This is a genomic window from Mesorhizobium sp. M7A.F.Ca.US.008.03.1.1, from assembly GCF_003997495.1.
In the GTDB taxonomy this organism is placed as follows: Bacteria; Pseudomonadota; Alphaproteobacteria; order Rhizobiales; family Rhizobiaceae; genus Mesorhizobium.
The window spans coordinates 359,789-375,019 of the sequence record NZ_RZRU01000002.1; the positions used below are offsets into that span (position 1 = coordinate 359,789).

Annotated in this window: 19 protein-coding genes and 1 tRNA gene; 9 read left to right on the top strand and 11 right to left on the bottom strand. The window is 62.9% G+C overall.

All coding sequences use genetic code 11. The features are described from left to right. Positions 1-107: 107 nt before the first annotated feature. The 5 genes from EOA16_RS04715 to EOA16_RS04735 form a co-directional block, all read right to left on the bottom strand. Complete coding sequence (locus tag EOA16_RS04715; RefSeq protein WP_127255924.1) at positions 108-575, bottom strand: GNAT family N-acetyltransferase; 468 nt, start codon at positions 573-575, stop codon at positions 108-110. A 220-nt stretch (positions 576-795) separates the two neighbouring features. Continuing rightward, complete coding sequence (locus EOA16_RS33050; protein ID WP_245455850.1) at positions 796-966, bottom strand: hypothetical protein; 171 nt, start codon at positions 964-966, stop codon at positions 796-798. A 104-nt stretch (positions 967-1,070) separates the two neighbouring features. Continuing rightward, positions 1,071-2,060: an aldo/keto reductase gene (locus EOA16_RS04725; RefSeq protein WP_127255926.1), complete on the bottom strand. Its 990-nt coding sequence runs from the start codon at positions 2,058-2,060 to the stop codon at positions 1,071-1,073. A 5-nt stretch (positions 2,061-2,065) separates the two neighbouring features. Beyond that, positions 2,066-2,401, bottom strand: a complete 336-nt coding sequence (locus tag EOA16_RS04730) for a carboxymuconolactone decarboxylase family protein (RefSeq protein ID WP_127255928.1) — start codon at positions 2,399-2,401, stop codon at positions 2,066-2,068. 57 nt (positions 2,402-2,458) lie between these two features. Then, positions 2,459-2,854 carry a cupin domain-containing protein gene (locus EOA16_RS04735; RefSeq protein WP_127255930.1) on the bottom strand — a complete coding sequence of 132 codons (396 nt, stop codon included), beginning with the start codon at positions 2,852-2,854 and terminating at the stop codon, positions 2,459-2,461. Positions 2,855-2,994: 140 nt separating this feature from the next. On the opposite strand from EOA16_RS04735, the gene EOA16_RS04740 reads away from it, so the two are divergent. From EOA16_RS04740 to EOA16_RS04760, 5 genes are all read left to right on the top strand, one after another. Beyond that, a complete protein-coding gene (locus tag EOA16_RS04740) occupies positions 2,995-3,888 on the top strand; it encodes a LysR family transcriptional regulator (protein ID WP_127255932.1) in 894 nt (297 codons plus the stop codon). A 144-nt stretch (positions 3,889-4,032) separates the two neighbouring features. Then, positions 4,033-4,410: an ester cyclase gene (locus tag EOA16_RS04745; RefSeq protein WP_127255934.1), complete on the top strand. Its 378-nt coding sequence runs from the start codon at positions 4,033-4,035 to the stop codon at positions 4,408-4,410. A 143-nt stretch (positions 4,411-4,553) separates the two neighbouring features. Then, positions 4,554-5,609, top strand: coding sequence for a YeiH family protein (locus EOA16_RS04750; protein WP_127255936.1), 1,056 nt, complete (start codon positions 4,554-4,556; stop codon positions 5,607-5,609). A gap of 147 nt (positions 5,610-5,756) precedes the next feature. Next, positions 5,757-6,812 carry an AraC family transcriptional regulator gene (locus EOA16_RS04755; RefSeq protein ID WP_127255938.1) on the top strand — a complete coding sequence of 352 codons (1,056 nt, stop codon included), beginning with the start codon at positions 5,757-5,759 and terminating at the stop codon, positions 6,810-6,812. Between the two features lie 199 nt (positions 6,813-7,011). Further along, complete coding sequence (locus EOA16_RS04760) at positions 7,012-8,061, top strand: dienelactone hydrolase (protein WP_127255940.1); 1,050 nt, start codon at positions 7,012-7,014, stop codon at positions 8,059-8,061. Positions 8,062-8,089: 28 nt separating this feature from the next. On the opposite strand, the gene EOA16_RS04765 is transcribed toward EOA16_RS04760, so the two are convergent. From EOA16_RS04765 to EOA16_RS04775, 3 genes are all read right to left on the bottom strand, one after another. Further along, positions 8,090-8,587 (bottom strand): GAF domain-containing protein, encoded by a 498-nt coding sequence (locus EOA16_RS04765; RefSeq protein ID WP_127255942.1) that lies wholly within the window; start codon positions 8,585-8,587, stop codon positions 8,090-8,092. 262 nt (positions 8,588-8,849) lie between these two features. After that, positions 8,850-10,481: a chaperonin GroEL gene (gene groL / locus EOA16_RS04770; RefSeq protein WP_127255944.1), complete on the bottom strand. Its 1,632-nt coding sequence runs from the start codon at positions 10,479-10,481 to the stop codon at positions 8,850-8,852. Positions 10,482-10,514: 33 nt separating this feature from the next. Continuing rightward, positions 10,515-10,853 carry a co-chaperone GroES gene (locus EOA16_RS04775; RefSeq protein WP_127255946.1) on the bottom strand — a complete coding sequence of 113 codons (339 nt, stop codon included), beginning with the start codon at positions 10,851-10,853 and terminating at the stop codon, positions 10,515-10,517. Positions 10,854-11,103: 250 nt separating this feature from the next. On the opposite strand from EOA16_RS04775, the gene EOA16_RS04780 reads away from it, so the two are divergent. After that, complete coding sequence (locus EOA16_RS04780) at positions 11,104-11,352, top strand: hypothetical protein (protein ID WP_013530532.1); 249 nt, start codon at positions 11,104-11,106, stop codon at positions 11,350-11,352. After that, positions 11,349-11,615 (top strand): DUF1488 domain-containing protein, encoded by a 267-nt coding sequence (locus tag EOA16_RS04785; protein ID WP_127255948.1) that lies wholly within the window; start codon positions 11,349-11,351, stop codon positions 11,613-11,615. Before EOA16_RS04780 ends, EOA16_RS04785 begins: the two co-directional genes overlap by 4 nt. 28 nt (positions 11,616-11,643) lie before the next feature. Here EOA16_RS04785 and EOA16_RS04790 read toward each other — a convergent pair whose 3' ends face one another. The 3 genes from EOA16_RS04790 to EOA16_RS32535 all read right to left on the bottom strand — a co-directional run bounded on the left by EOA16_RS04790 (position 11,644) and on the right by EOA16_RS32535 (position 12,318). Further along, a complete protein-coding gene (locus EOA16_RS04790; RefSeq protein ID WP_024503908.1) occupies positions 11,644-11,835 on the bottom strand; it encodes a hypothetical protein in 192 nt (63 codons plus the stop codon). 70 nt (positions 11,836-11,905) lie between these two features. Next, positions 11,906-12,046: a hypothetical protein gene (locus EOA16_RS04795; protein WP_245455851.1), complete on the bottom strand. Its 141-nt coding sequence runs from the start codon at positions 12,044-12,046 to the stop codon at positions 11,906-11,908. Between the two features lie 196 nt (positions 12,047-12,242). After that, a tRNA-Cys gene (locus EOA16_RS32535) sits at positions 12,243-12,318 on the bottom strand. Between the two features lie 458 nt (positions 12,319-12,776). Between EOA16_RS32535 and EOA16_RS04800 the strand changes: the two genes are divergently transcribed. Continuing rightward, positions 12,777-13,820, top strand: coding sequence for a LacI family DNA-binding transcriptional regulator (locus EOA16_RS04800; protein WP_127255950.1), 1,044 nt, complete (start codon positions 12,777-12,779; stop codon positions 13,818-13,820). A 63-nt stretch (positions 13,821-13,883) separates the two neighbouring features. Then, a complete protein-coding gene (locus EOA16_RS04805; RefSeq protein ID WP_127255952.1) occupies positions 13,884-15,131 on the top strand; it encodes a sugar ABC transporter substrate-binding protein in 1,248 nt (415 codons plus the stop codon). Positions 15,132-15,231: the final 100 nt, after the last annotated feature.

A 15,231-nucleotide genomic window follows, 5' to 3' on the forward strand; every position in this document is an offset into this window, starting at 1 on the left:
GAGATAACGATGCACAAACGCCGCTGTCAAACGCAACCCCCGAAGTGGTTGAGCCAGTGCGGCAGTGATTGAGCCAGAGCGCTTTGGGCCAGCTTGGATAGTCGGCGTTACCCGGCTAGCCGCTTGCTCATATAGACCGTCACGCCGTTCATGAACGGCTCCTGGCGGTCGATCGTATAGCCATTCTTTTTGTAGAGCGAGACATTGGCCTCGAAGGCGCCGTTGGTCAGCAGGCGAAGCTCGGCACGGCCTGCTTCGATTGTCTTGCGCTCGGCCCGCTCGAGCAACAGCCGGCCGATCCCCCTGCCCTGCGCGTGCGGCGCCACACAGACATTCTCGATCCAGAGATGATCGTTGGCCAGCATGGTTTCGATCATCCCGACGATGCGGCCATCCTCGACGGCAACATCGAACTGATGTTCCAGCAACGCCTTGTCGTAATCGGCGCGCATCGGCAGCGGCTCGCGGCCGATCACCGGCACCCATTTGGCATAGGCGGCGCGAACGGTATCCCTGATGGCGGCGGCATCGGTCGGCGCGGCCGGACGAAGCCGAATGGAAGAATTATTGGACATAACAAAGCTCCAGATATGGAAAACCCCGCCGACCTGTTCAGGTGGGCGGGGCTGGAAACGAACGAACCGGATCTATCCTGCCGGCCTTTGTCGTCGCGCAATCAGTCTACCGCTCCGCACTGTGCAGCGGCGGCGTCGCTTGGTGATGGCTGGCGCGAGGACGAACATGGCACCAAGCGGGAACAGGAAGAGCGGCGCGTCAAGACACCTACAACGGCTTCTAATACTCCTGCGCCGTCGGCCTGAACAGTATCTCGTTGATGTCGACCTCGTCGGGCCGGCTCATGGCAAACACCACCGTTCCGGCAAAGGAATCGGCGGGATGGCCACCCTGTCGTAGAGTGCCACGCACGCCTTCGGCGACATCGGCCTCGGTGACGCTGGCGGGCAAGCTCGATCCGGCATTCAATCCGGCACCCAGTGGCTATGCAAGCATGGTCATAAGTGCACCCGTCTTGAGACCGGTTGACGCATCTGGCTCTCCTGCGCCTGGCTCTAGCGATCGATCCTCGCTTCCTGTTGCGGAGAATAGCGCGCTCCTTGTACGGCGATCGCCGATACCGCGTTCTCGATGTCGGCAAGATCGTTCGCCGTCAGCGCGACAGTGGCCGATGCGATGTTCTCTTCGAGGCGATTGAGCTTGGTGGTGCCGGGGATCGGAACGATCCAGGGCTTCCGCGCCAGCAACCAGGCGAGCGCGACCTGTGCTGATGTCGCCTTCTTCTCGGACGCGATCTCGCCGATCGCGTCGACCAGCGCCTGGTTCGCCTTGCGGGCGTCTTCCGCAAAACGCGGCACGGTGTTGCGGAAGTCGCTGCTGTCGAATGTCGTGCTGGCATCGATGGCGCCGGTGAGGAACCCCTTGCCCAGCGGGCTGAAGGGCACGAAGCCGATCCCCAGCTCTTCAAGCACCGGCAGGATCGCCTCTTCCGGTTCACGCCACCAGAGCGAATACTCGCTCTGGACTGCGGCGACCGGCTGTACCGCATGCGCGCGCCGGATCGTGCGCACGCCGGCTTCGGAGAGACCGAAATGTTTCACCTTGCCTTGGCTGATCAAGTCCTTCACAGCGCCCGCCACCTCTTCGATCGGCACGACCGGATCGACGCGGTGCTGGTAGAGAAGATCGATGTGGTCGGTCCTCAGTCGTCTGAGCGAGGCCTCGACGACGTCACGAATATGCTGCGGCCGGCTGTCCATGCCATCGTGTCCGGCTGTCCCGGCGATGTCGATGCCGAACTTGGTGGCGATCACCACCTGGTCGCGGATCGGCTGCAGCGCCTCGCCGACGACCTCCTCGTTCGTGAACGGTCCATAGACCTCCGCCGTGTCGAAGAAGGTGATGCCACGTTCGAACGCCGCCCTGATCAGGTGGACTGCATCCGCCGTCTCCATCGGCTGTCCGTATGACTGGCTCATTCCCATGCAGCCGAGCCCGATGGCCGAAACTTCGAGACCGCTGTTTCCAAGTGTGCGCTTCTCCATTGTCGTTATCCCTTCTTCTCGGCGTCGGCTTGCTCGAAGACCTTGCGGGCAATGCCCAGAGCCGTGGCTGCCGTTGGCCAACCGGCGTAGAAGGCGAGATGCGTAATGGTTTCGATGAGTTCGTCGCGGGTGACACCATTGTCGAGCGCGCGCTTCATGTGGAAAGGCATTTCATTGACCCGGTAGCCCGAAATCAGGCTGGTGACGGTGACGAGGCTGCGGTCCCGCGGCGACAGGCCGGGGCGCTCCCAAACGTCGCCGAACAACACCTCGTCGGTGTACCTGCCGAGCGCGGGAGCGATATCGGAGAATGGGCTTTTTAGCCCTGGAACATCGGTCATGGTGGTCTCCTTCGTAGAGTTCGGGCGTTGAATTCGGCGCCACGCGCCGATGCCTGGTCAAATCCCGTATTGTTCGTCGCTGACATGCTCCAACCAGTCGACGACTTTGCCATCGAGCGCTTCGGCGATGGCGATGTGGCTCATCGCCGTGGTCGGCGCGGCGCCATGCCAATGCTTCTCTCCGGGCGCGAACCAGACGACATCGCCGGGAAGGATCGGTTCGATCGGGCCGCTTTCGCGCTGCACCAGGCCTTCGCCCGAGAGGACGATCAGCGTCTGGCCAAGCGGATGCGTATGCCAGGCGGTGCGCGCACCGGGCTCGAAAGTCACGGTGGCGCCGCTGACCCTGGCGGGCTCGCTCCCCTTGAACGGCGCGTCGATGCGCACCGCGCCGGTGAAATAGTCGGCCGATCCCTTGGCCGAGGCGTGAGAGCCGTTTCGCGTGATGTCCATGGTTTTGTCCCTTCCTGGCGACAGGCACGACACGACCGCCGGTCTTCAGAGGCGCCCGGTGCGATGACGCCTATCTAGGGTCTGCGATTGGTGCCGATTAGGTGCTATATCCAGCATGATCTTATGAGAGGAGCTCATGAATGCCGCGTGACAATCTGAATGAGCTAACCGCCTTCCTCGCTGTCGCGCGCGAGGAAAGCTTCACCAGGGCGGCGGCCAAGCTAGGGGTTTCCCAATCGGCGCTCAGCCACACGGTGCGGGCGCTGGAGGAACGGCTGGGCGTCAGGCTTCTGACCCGCACCACGCGCAGCGTCTCGCCGACCGAAGCGGGCGAGCGACTGGTTCGCACCATCGGACCGAGGCTGGACGAGATCGAGACTGAGCTCACCGCCTTGAGCGCCTTGCGCGAAAAACCCGCCGGCACCATCCGCATCACCGCCGGTGAGCATGCCGCCGATGCGATCCTGTGGCCTGCCCTGGCGAAATTCCTGCCAGCCTATCCCGACATCAAGGTCGAAATCATCGTCGACTACAGCCTGACCGACATCGTCGCCGGGCGTTTCGACGCCGGCGTGCGGCTGGGCGAGCAGGTGGCGCGCGACATGATCGCGGTGCGCATCGGCCCCGACATGCGCATGGCGGTGGTCGGATCGCCGGCTTATTTCGCCACCCGGCCAAAGCCGCGCACGCCGCAGAACCTGACCACCCACAATTGCATCAATCTGCGACTGCCGACCTATGGCGGGCTCTACGCCTGGGAGTTCGAGAAGGCCGGGCGCGAACTGAAAGTGCGGGTCGAAGGCCAGCTGGTGTTCAACACGGCTGCGCTGCGCATGAACGCGGTGCTCGCCGGCCTCGGCCTTGCCTATCTGCCGGAGGAACAGGTGACGGCCCATCTCGCCGACGGCCGGCTGGTGCGTGTGCTCGCCGACTGGTGCGCGCCTTTCCCCGGCTACCACCTCTATTACCCCAGCCGCCGGCAAGCGACGCCGGCCTTCTCGTTGATGGTCGACGCCTTGCGCTACCGCGGCTAGAACAGGAACCGGGTTTCCGGAAAAATCATGCTCGAAACGAGCAGATAGAGCCCATCCGGATTCGGGAACAGGCTCTCCATCTGGACTGCACCCGCAGCCGTTCTATCTTTTGCTGGACCCAGACCAAGCACCGGAGCCATCGCCGTGACAGTGACCGACCTCTATCGAGGCTACATCGCCTGCCTCAACAATCAGGACTGGCAGAAGCTGCATCGCTTCGTTCATGACGAGGTGCACTACAATGGCGACCGCGTCGGGCTGTCGGGTTACCAGGAAATGCTGGAGCGCGATTTTCGGGAAATCCCGGACCTCTATTTCGACATCCAGCTGCTGATCGCCGAACCACCGTTCATAGCCAGCCGCCTTCAGTTCAACTGCACGCCGAAGGGAACCTTCTTCGGCCTGCCCATCAACGGCCGGAAGGTCTCCTTCAGCGAGAACGTCTTCTATGAATTCCTCGACGACAGGATCAGGAACGTCTGGTCGGTGATCGACAAGGCGGCCATCGAAGCGCAGCTTTAATCCAGGTCGGCGAGAAGGCGACGTCTGCACAGCCAATGCCCGATCGATCGTTCGTAAAAATCGATCGTTCCAACGAAAATAATTCGTTGGAAAGATTGGTTAAGGAATGACATTCTCCCCGCGTACTCGCTTGGAGCATTGCATTGTCTTCCGTTTCCCACTTCGCGAACGATATTCCGAAAAGCGCGTTTCCTGCCGATCTGACAAAAGGGCGAAAATCCCTCAATTGGAATGGCATCGTCCCCGGCATCGTCCTTGTGACGATGATCACTGCGGTCGCCTTCTCGGCCCGCAATGTTTCCGGCTTCGCGCTGTTCAGTCCAATGATCCTCGCCGTCGTCGCCGGCATGATCTACTCCAACGTGCTGGGCACGCCGGTGCACGCCAAAGCCGGTATCGCATTCTCGCAAAAGCGCCTGCTGCGCTTCGCCATCGTGCTGCTCGGCTTCCAGCTGACGCTGGGCCAGGTCGTCTCGATCGGCGCCGGCGGCGTCGGCATTGTCGCGGCGACGCTTGGCACCACTTTCGTTTTCACCATCACGCTTGGCCGGCTGATCGGCGTCGACGCCAAGCTGGCACAGTTGATTGCCGCCGGCACCTCGATCTGCGGCGCCTCGGCCATCGTCGCCACCAACATCGTCACCGATGCGCGTGACGAGGACGTCACCTACGCCGTCGCCTCGATCACCTTGTTCGGCACCGTCGCCATGCTAGGCTTCCCGCTCATGGCGCCCATACTCGGCCTCGACCAGCACGCTTTCGGCCTGTGGGCCGGCGCCTCGATCCATGAAGTGGCGCAGGTGATCGGCGCCGGCTTTCAGAACGGCACCCAGTCCGGCGAGATCGCCACCGTTGCCAAGCTGACCCGCGTCGCCATGCTGGCGCCGATCGTCGTCGCGCTCGGCCTGATGGCGCGCCGCAGGAGCAGCAGTGAGGTGGCGGCGCGGCCGCCCATGCCGTGGTTCGTTGCCGCCTTCGTCGCCGTCGTGGCGCTGAACAGCCTCGTCACGGTGCCAGCCGAGGTGAAGTCGGCAATGGCGCTCGCCACCACCATCATGCTGACCATGGGCCTGGCCGCCATGGGCTTGCAGGCAGACATCTCGCAATTGCGCTCGCGCGGCCTGCGCCCGCTGGCGCTCGCCTTCTCGGCCTTCCTGTTCATCGGCTGCTTCAGCCTGATGCTGGTGAAGCTGGTCTAAGCTGGGCGATGCCCTAGCTCCCACCTCCCCCTTGTGGGGAGGTCGGAGCCTAGGTCTGGCAAGTGGGCGCCACGTAACCCATTGGGAATCAAAACCACATCGGCTAGGGTCCGCTGAAAGACCGACACCCCAGCACTCGACGGACTCATGCCGTTTGTTCCCCTGCCCTTTGTCGTCGCCCTGTTGCTGTTCATCCTGCTTTGGGTCGTCGCCAGGCGCGAGGATGAGGCAGCGCCAAACCTGCCGTTTCTTGGCCTGATCCTGCTCAACGCGCTGCAATCGGTGTTCACCGGTCTGCGGTGGGGCTACGGCATAAGCGAAGTGGGCTATATCGCTCCGGTTACCGCCGCAATATTGCCGTCGCTGCTCCATGCCGGCGTCTCGAAGCTTGTCCGCACCAGCGACCGTCGATGGCCGACCCTGCTTGCGCTCCACGCAACGCCCGCCGCCATCGTCATCGTGCTGGTGGTTTTTTGGCGCGACGCGATCGACGTGGCGCTGATATCGATCGATGTTATCTACGCCGCCGCCATTCTCTGGCTGCTTCGCTCCGGCGCGGACGGGCTTCGCCTTGCCCCTTTCGACGGCGCGGTCCCGGTCTATAGGGCCATCCTTTTCGCAGCGGCGGCACTGTGCGTGTCGGGAATGGTCGATATGCTGGTGTCTTTCGACCTCGCGTCGGGGCATGGCGCTCGCGCGGCGACCGTGATCGGCTTCGCCAATCTTTTCATCCTCGTCATTGTCGGCGCGGCGGCCGCGGCGGCCAGCCAAAGTCGTGTTCCGCTCAATGCCGCCGAGCCCGCCGAGGCTTCGTCCCCACCCGACGCCAGCCAAGACGCCGACACGATCCGTCGGGTCGATGAAATGATGCAGGACAGGAAGCTTTACCGGGACGCCAATCTCAACCTCAACCGCCTTGCCCGGCGCGCCGGAACTCCGGCACGGCAGATTTCGGCGGCGATCAACCGGGCCACGGCCAGGAACGTCTCGCAATATGTCAACGGATACCGCATCACCGAGGCCTGCCGGCTGCTGACCGAGACCGATCAGTCGGTGACGGAGATCATGCTTGCGGTCGGATTCCAGACCAAGTCGAACTTCAACCGCGAGTTCCGCCGCCTGACGGATATGACGCCGGTCGCCTGGCGGGACCGGAACGCGCCTGGCATGCCGCCCTCGCTTGCGAGCCCGGCGGGTGGCTGAAACCGGCAGCGCCATTCCCCATTGAACCGTCCTCAATCGCGATAGGGCACGTCCTCGATCGCGATCGAGGTCGCGGGCTTCGCGCCGATCCGCCGATATCACGGCGTCAACACAGCAATCGAACATGACCGCCAGCTTGTCCGGACGCTGAAGCTTCTGGGCTCCTGCCATGGCGGCGCGTTCGACAACGGAGATTTCAATGAAATTCTGGACCATGCTTTGCACCGTCATTGTCTCGACAATGCTGATGCAACACGCGGCTGACGCCGGCGGCAATGTCGGCGTTCACCAGCTTCCCGCCCCATCCGTGGAACGCGGCACCGATCTCGATGTGACGGTCTGGTATCCGGCGCAGCCGGGCGGCGAGAGAACCACGCTTGGCGACACCGCGCTTTTCGTCGGAACGTCGGCCCAGCGCGATGCGCCGATCGCCGGCGGAAAATTTCCGCTCATCCTGCTTTCACATGGCGCCGGCCTCGCGGGAACCCCGCAAGCCCTGAGCTGGATCGCAACGCCGTTGGCCGGGCAGGGATTTGTCGTCGCCGCTCCCACACATCCGGGAAATACGGGGAAAAACAAATCCGCCGCCGAGACGATGAAACTCTGGCTGCGGCCCGCCGACCTCACGGCAACCCTGACCGCGATGGAGAAGGACGCCTTCTTCAGAGAGCACCTCGAGCAAGGCAAAGCAGGCGTCCTCGGTCTTTCCATGGGCGGCAACACGGCGTTGGCGATAGCCGGTGCCCGCGTCGACCCGAAATTGCTCGCGGCCTATTGCGATACGGACCTGCTCAATGCTTCGCTTTGCGACTGGGTCCTGCAAAGCGGCGTTGATCTTCATGCCATGGATTTGCAGCCCGCCGGTCGTGACAACAGGGACGAGCGCATTCAATTCGCCATGGCGATCGATCCCGCCCCATCCGATGTTTTCGACGCCAAGAGCTTTGCCGGCATCAAAATTCCGGTCGATATCGTCAATCTTGGCCGTCCGGGGAAGATCCCCGTGACCGCCGATGCATCCGGGATCGCAAAGGCAATTTCAAAGGCAAGCTATGCGACGATCGAGGATGCTAGCCATTACAGCATGTTCGCTGAATGCAAACCCGGCGCTCCCGGCATCATCGCATCCGAACAGATCGGCGATCCGGTGTGCGACGATGGTGGCGGACGATCGCGCGGTGAAATCCACGCGCAACTGATCGACATGGCGATCGCGGCTTTCAATCGTGCGCTGAAGACCGGTCCGTAGGTGTGGCCGCTTCCTGCCAGCGCGTCGTTCAGTCCTCGAACGAACTCGCCGCGGCATAGATCGCCGCAAGCGCCTCGATGCCGGCCTGGTCGGCGCTGTCGAACCGACCAGGCGTTGGGCTGTCGAGATCGAGCACGCCGAAGACGCCTTCATCGTCCTCCAGCAGCACCACCAGTTCCGAGCGCGAGTCGGCATCGCAGGCGATATGGCCGGGAAAATCGTGCACGTCCTTGATCAACATCGAGGTGCCGAGTTCGACCGCGGTTCCGCACACGCCCTTGCCGACGGCGATGCGTACACAGGCCGGCTTGCCCTGGAACGGCCCGAGCACCATTTCCTCGTCCGACTGCAGGAAATAGAAACCGGCCCAGTTGAGGTCCGGCACCATCTGGAAGATGAGGGCCGCGGTGTTGGCCGCATTGGCGATCGAATCGCGCTCGCCGTCGAGCAGCGCCTTAAGCTGAGTGGCGAGGTCGCGGTAGAACGCGGCCTTGTCTGAGGTGCTGATGGCCTTGGCCGCAAACATGAACGTGTCTCCGTATCGAGGATAGCGGTTCGTCCGATCGCTTGCCAAAGTCGGGCGAGCTCCGCAACCAGACGGCCGCCTGGACAGTCTAACGTGGATTGCGTCCCCTCCGAAAGCCGCAAGATCAGGAGTGCCTCCCGGCACTGAGCCGGGGCGGCAAGGCAGCTATGCGTAAACTTTGCGATGGATCATCTTGAGAATCATGACGGCCCCGATCGGGGCCGCCATTCACATCTCAAACAGATCGGACAAGTCCCGGGTTTTAGTAGCCGCCCATGCCGCCACCGCCGCCACCCGCAGGCGCGGCATCCTTGGCCGGGATGTCGGTGATCATCGCTTCGGCGGTGATCAGAAGGGCCGCGATCGAGCCGGCGTCCTGCAGTGCGGTGCGCACCACTTTCGCCGGATCGACGATGCCTGCCTTGATCATGTCGACATAGACCTCGTTTTGGGCGTCAAAACCCTGATTGTGGTCCTTGCTGTCCGTGAGCTTGCCGACGACGATCGAGCCTTCGACGCCGGAATTCTCGGCGATCTGGCGGATCGGCGCTTCGAGCGCCCGCAGCACGATCGTAATGCCGGCCGTGACATCGGCATTGGCGCCGGTCAGGCCGCCAAGCACCGAGCGGGCACGCAGCAGAGCCACGCCGCCGCCGGGCACGATGCCTTCTTCAACCGCCGCGCGCGTCGCGTTCAGCGCATCGTCGATGCGGTCCTTCTTTTCCTTGACTTCCGACTCGGTGACGCCGCCGACGCGGATGACGGCAACGCCGCCGGAGAGCTTGGCCAGCCGCTCCTGCAGCTTTTCCTTGTCGTAGTCGGAGGTCGTCTCCTCGATCTGGCCCTTGATCTGGGCGACGCGCGCCTGGATCGTCGCCTTGGTGCCGGCACCGTCGATGATCGTGGTGGTGTCTTTCTCGATCAGCACGCGCTTGGCGCGGCCGAGCATCTCGATGGTGACGTTTTCAAGCTTGATGCCGAGGTCCTCGGAAATCATCTGGCCTGATGTCAGCACGGCGATGTCTTCCAGCATCGCCTTGCGGCGATCGCCGAAGCCCGGCGCCTTGACGGCCGCGACCTTGAGGCCGCCGCGCAGCTTGTTGACGACCAGCGTCGCCAGAGCCTCGCCCTCGACGTCCTCGGAGATGATCAGCAGCGGCCTGCCGCTCTGCACCACCGCTTCGAGGATCGGCAGCATCGCCTGCAGATTGCCGAGCTTCTTCTCGTGGATGAGGATGTAGGGCTCTTCCAGCTCGACGCGCATCTTGTCGGCATTGGTGACGAAATAGGGCGAGAGATAGCCGCGGTCGAACTGCATGCCTTCGACGACGTCGAGTTCGGTCTCTGCGGTCTTGGCCTCCTCGACAGTGATGACGCCGTCATTGCCGACCTTGTCCATCGCCTTGGCGATCATCTCGCCGACGCTGGCATCGCCATTGGCGGCGATGGTGCCGACCTGTGCGATCTCGGCCGACGACTTGACCTTCTTGGCGCGCGCCTGGATTTCCTTGACCACGGCAGAAACCGCCTGGTCGATGCCGCGCTTCAAATCCATGGGATTCATGCCGGCGGCGACCAGCTTGGCGCCTTCGCGCAGGATCGAGGCGGCCAGCACCGTGGCGGTGGTGGTGCCGTCACCGGCGAGGTCGTTGGTCTTCGAGGCCACTTCGCGCACCATCTGGGCGCCCATGTTCTCGAACTTGTCGGCAAGCTCGATTTCCTTGGCCACCGTCACGCCGTCCTTGGTGATGCGCGGCGCGCCATAGGCCTTGTCGATGATGACGTTGCGGCCCTTGGGGCCGAGCGTGACCTTCACCGCGTTGGTGAGGATCTCGACGCCGCGCAGCATGCGGTCGCGCGCGTCGGTGGAGAATTTGATTTCCTTGGCAGACATGATTTTTATCCAGTTCGTTCGGAGAAAATGAGGTCAGGCAGCTTTCTTGGCGGCCACGGTCTTGTCGGTTGCGGCCGTCTCGCCCTTGTCGATAATGCCCATGATGTCGGCTTCCTTCATGATCAGAAGGTCCTCGCCGTCGATCTTGACCTCGGTGCCCGACCATTTGCCGAACAGGATGAAGTCGCCGGCCTTGACGTCGAGCGGAACAAGCGCGCCGTTTTCGTCGCGTGCGCCAGGGCCGACAGCGATGACTTCGCCCTCCTGCGGCTTTTCCTTGGCAGTGTCGGGGATGATGATCCCGCCCTTGGATTTGATATCGCCTTCGGCGCGACGAATGACGACGCGGTCGTGGAGTGGCCGAAATTTCATGGGAACTTTCTTTCTGGGGCCGGCACAGGCGGCCACGCCCGTCCTCTATAGACGCGTTGGCACTCGATAGATAGGAGTGCCAAAAATTATTCGCGGACCACAATAAATATTCAAAAGTATTATTTTGGCTGGCCGTTTCGTGATATCCGCAGAATGTCAAATAATTCAAAAGATTGAATTTTGCCGATCGAGTGCCTATTTATCGGACAAGTTCACTTTCACGATTTCAGGCACAAGGGAGATTTCTTCGATGGCTGAAGGCAATCAGACGATCATGGAAAAAGCTGAAGCCCGCTTTGTCGACAAGCAGAAGAAGACAGCGGAGAAAAACAAGGCGACCGCCGAATATATGTCCGAGGCAAGAGCCAGGGAGATCAAGACGGCAAGGCTGAGGGAGCTTCGGCTGGCCAAGGAAGAGGCCGACCGTGTCGCCGAGGCCCTCAATCCGACGCCCAAGAAAAAGCGGGTGACCAAGAAAGTCACGGAGGCCAAGACATGACCCTCACCTTCCCCAACCGCAGCCGCAGCTATGACGAAGCGGGCCAGCGCATTCGTTTCGTCGGCCATGACGGCATGTTCCAGATCTCGTTTTCCGTTGCCGCTGACGCGATGGCCAAGATGCGGCCGGGCACTGCTGCCGATGAAGCCGGTTATCTCCAGACATTCGACACCGAGAGCAGCGCCATCCGCGAGGTGGCGTCGAAGGCCTACGACCGCACCCACAGGAGCATGTATGTGCTGACGGCGGCCGATTTCGGCTGAAACGGCGGCGAGTTGGCGCTGACCGTGATCAGGTCTTGCGCTCGGCCCGTTCGCGGCGTTTGACATCGCGGACATTCATCTGCACGACCATGTCTTCGGCCTCGCGCGGCCCCATCCCGACCATCACCTTTTGCCGGACCACCGCAGGCTGGCCGGTGAAGACATCGATGATGCTCCAGCTCTGGGGAAGCTCCATGCGCAGCGTGTAGCGGTTGGCCATCCCGGTCAGCCCTGCATCATGAAAAACACGGCGCCCAGGATCAGCGCCGTCCAGGCGATGATCGACAGTTTCAGCACCATGCCGCCATGCGCGCCAGAAACTCCCGCAGGCGCGACACGACACCCGCCGACCGGACCCGCGCCGCCGCGAAGGCGACAGGGACCTTGAGGCCCAGTTTTCCAAAGACAGGCAGCAGCGACGGTTCACGCACGAAAGGCCTCGAATGTCAGGGAAAAGCGAAGCAAGAACGCTCGGCTCCCTTCCATAGCACTCTTTTCGCGAGTGCCGGCATGCCAAATGCAAGACAAGACGCTTTAACGGCCGTCCGCACCGCCTTCGTAACGCACAAATCTATTCGTGGGGACTGCCCTTGGGGCAGATTGGGACTGCAGCTCGACGCGAAATTTTGGAGGCCTCGCCTCGGGATCGAACCGAGGCTTCAGAGATTTGCCGTCTCCAGCGTAGCCGCTCCGCCACGAGGCCATGGCTGTTGAAGTAGCGGCCTAATATTTACGGAAAGGTTAATCCCGAGGGATTGTTCAGAATTTTCGGCACGATCTTCAGAGCGTCCGCCAGCACATGTGGCGGCCAGATTTGCAGCCCGGCCGCGCCAACCCTTTGCCGGACCTCGCTTTCCGCGCGCGCCGCGATCCTTCACGCCTCAGGCGGCAGCCCGCCCCGTCTCGACCGAGGGCCTCCAGCACTGCGACTGGCGCTCTTCCCCTGAGCTATGCTGCCTGCACTGCTTTACCCCGCGTTGCATTCGGAGGAAGAGGAGCCGAGGCCCAATCAACTTTTTCCCTTGAACGGCGATCCAATCTGGCCTAGCTTCAGCTGAGAAAAGGTTTTCTCAAGCGATTTCGATCGGACCCGGCCACCTGCCGGGCCTCATTCAGGTCGGCAAGAGAAAACCTTTTCCCAACTAAGGGACTCTCGGCGCGATGCCATCGGACGATCTGCCTGCTCCGGTCTTTTCCAAGCCAGTCACCTTGCGTGACGTGGCCGCGCAGGCCGGGGTCAGCGTCGCCACCGCATCCAAAGCGCTCAACAGCCAGGGCCGGATGACAGCCGAGACGCGCGAACGCATTCGCGAGACCGCCCGGCGGCTTGGCTTCCGGCCGAACAGCCTGGCGCAAAGCCTGCTCCGGCGCCGCAGCTTCACCGTCGGCCTGCTCACCAACGATACCTATGGCCGCTTCTCGCTGCCGCTGATGTCGGGCATTTCGGACGCGCTGGTCGACAATGGCGTCTCGGTGTTCCTGTGCAATGTCGAGGAGGATCCGCGGCTGGGCCAGATGCATGTCGACGCCATGCTCGACAAGCGCGTCGACGGCATCATCGCCACCGGCAAGCGCATCGATCGCCACCTGCCTGTCGACCTCTCCAATCTGCGCGTCCCGGTGATCTATGCCTTCACGCAGCCCGACCCCGACGCCGTCGCCTTTGTCTCGGACGATGTTGGCGGCGCCCGGCTGGCCGTCGAGCATTTCTGCCGGCTTGGCCGCAAGCGCATCGCCCACGTCACCGGGCCGGCGAGCTTTGCCGTGGTGCACGCGCGCGCACAGGCTTACCGCGACGTACTCGTCGAAAACGGCCTCACGGTCAGCGAGCCGCTGCTCGGCCCCTGGTCGGAAGCCTGGGGCCACCAGGCGGTTGCGCAACTGTTCGACGGCAAAAGCGAAAGGCCGGATGCGGTCTTCTGCGGCAACGACCAGATCGCGCGCGGCGTCATCGATGCTCTGCGCGAACGCGGCCTCGACGTACCCAGGGATGTCGGCGTCATCGGCTTCGACAATTGGGAGATCGTGGCCGAGGCGACGCGCCCGCCACTGACCTCTGTCGACATGAACCTGGTCGCGCTCGGGCGCGAGGCCGGGTTGACCCTGCTTTCGCTGGTCGGCGGCAAGCCCGCCGCGCCGGGCATTCGAAAACTGCCGTGCCGGCTGGTGGTGCGGCAGTCATGCGGCCATCCACCGGGTGGCTGAAAACGAAGCGCCGCGCAATCGGCGCCAAGCCGCGGATCGCGGCCAACCTTGGAGGAGGAGAACATGAGGAACCTGATTGCCAAACTGGCCCTGGCCGCTGCCGTTCTGGGTGGCGGTCTGGGCACTGCCGCTGCCGAGACCGCCAACATCTGGGTGCGCGCCGACGGCTCGAATTTCATGCCGAGAATCGTCGATGCCTACAACAAGGCGCACACCAACCAGGTCAAGCTCGACATCATTCCCAATGCCGAGATCATCCCGAAATACGGTGCCGCTGCCGCCGGCGGCACGGCGCCCGACGCGCTGTCGCTCGACCTGATCTACACGCCCTCCTTCGCCGCCGCCGGCCAGCTGGAGGACATCACCGACTGGGCCAAGTCCCTGCCCTATTTTACCAGCCTGTCGCCGGCGCATGTGAAAACCGGCACCTACAAGGACCACATTTACGGCCTGCCCTTCTCCGCCGACGCCTCGGTGCTGATCTGGAACAAGAAGCTGTTCAAGCAGGCCGGCCTCGACCCCGAAAAAGGCCCTGTCAGCTGGGCCGAGATCGCGGCCGATGCCGAGAAGGTCAACGCGCTCGGCGGCAACATCAAGGGCTTCTACTTCTCCGGCAATTGCGGCGGCTGCAACATCTTCACCTTCACGCCCCTGATCTGGGCGTCGGGCGGCGACATCCTCTCGGAGGACGGTTCGAAAGCGACGCTGGACAGCCCGCAGCTGCGCGGCGCCATCGATCTCTACCGCTCGATGGTCAAGAAGGATCTGGTTCCGGCGGGCGCGCAGACCGATACCGGCGCCAACTTCTTTGCGGCATTTGCCGCCGGCAATATCGGCATCTCGCCGTCCGGCGCCTTCGCCATCGGCGCGCTCAACACCCAGTATCCCGATATCGACTACGGCGTCACCTTTCTGCCGGGCAAGGACAGCGGCTGGTCGTCCTTTGCCGGCGGCGACAATTTCGTCGTCACCAAGGGCACCACGAAACTGCCCGTGGTGAAGGAGTTCCTTGACTTCGCCTATTCGCTTGAAGGCCAGACAATCCTTGCCAAATACGGCAGCCTGCCGGTGCGCGGCGACATCGCCAAGGAGGCGCTGAAGGATCTCGATCCGCGCTACCAGGTCGCCGCCGAGGCCATGGCCAAGGGCAAGACACCCTATTCGGTGGTGTTCAACGATCTGATCAACTCCGCCAACGGGCCGTGGACGCAGATGATCAACGAGGTCTTCTTCGGCGACGATGTCGACGGTGCCATAGCCAACGCACAAGAGACGATGCAGTCGATCATCGACCAGGCGCCGCAGAAGTAGCGGCCGCCTACCCGGCCACCCGCCCGTCTCCCTGGGTGGGTGGCCGGCGCGTTCGTTACCCTCCCGAAAAGGGGGGGGGTGGGCGGCCAACTGTATCCGA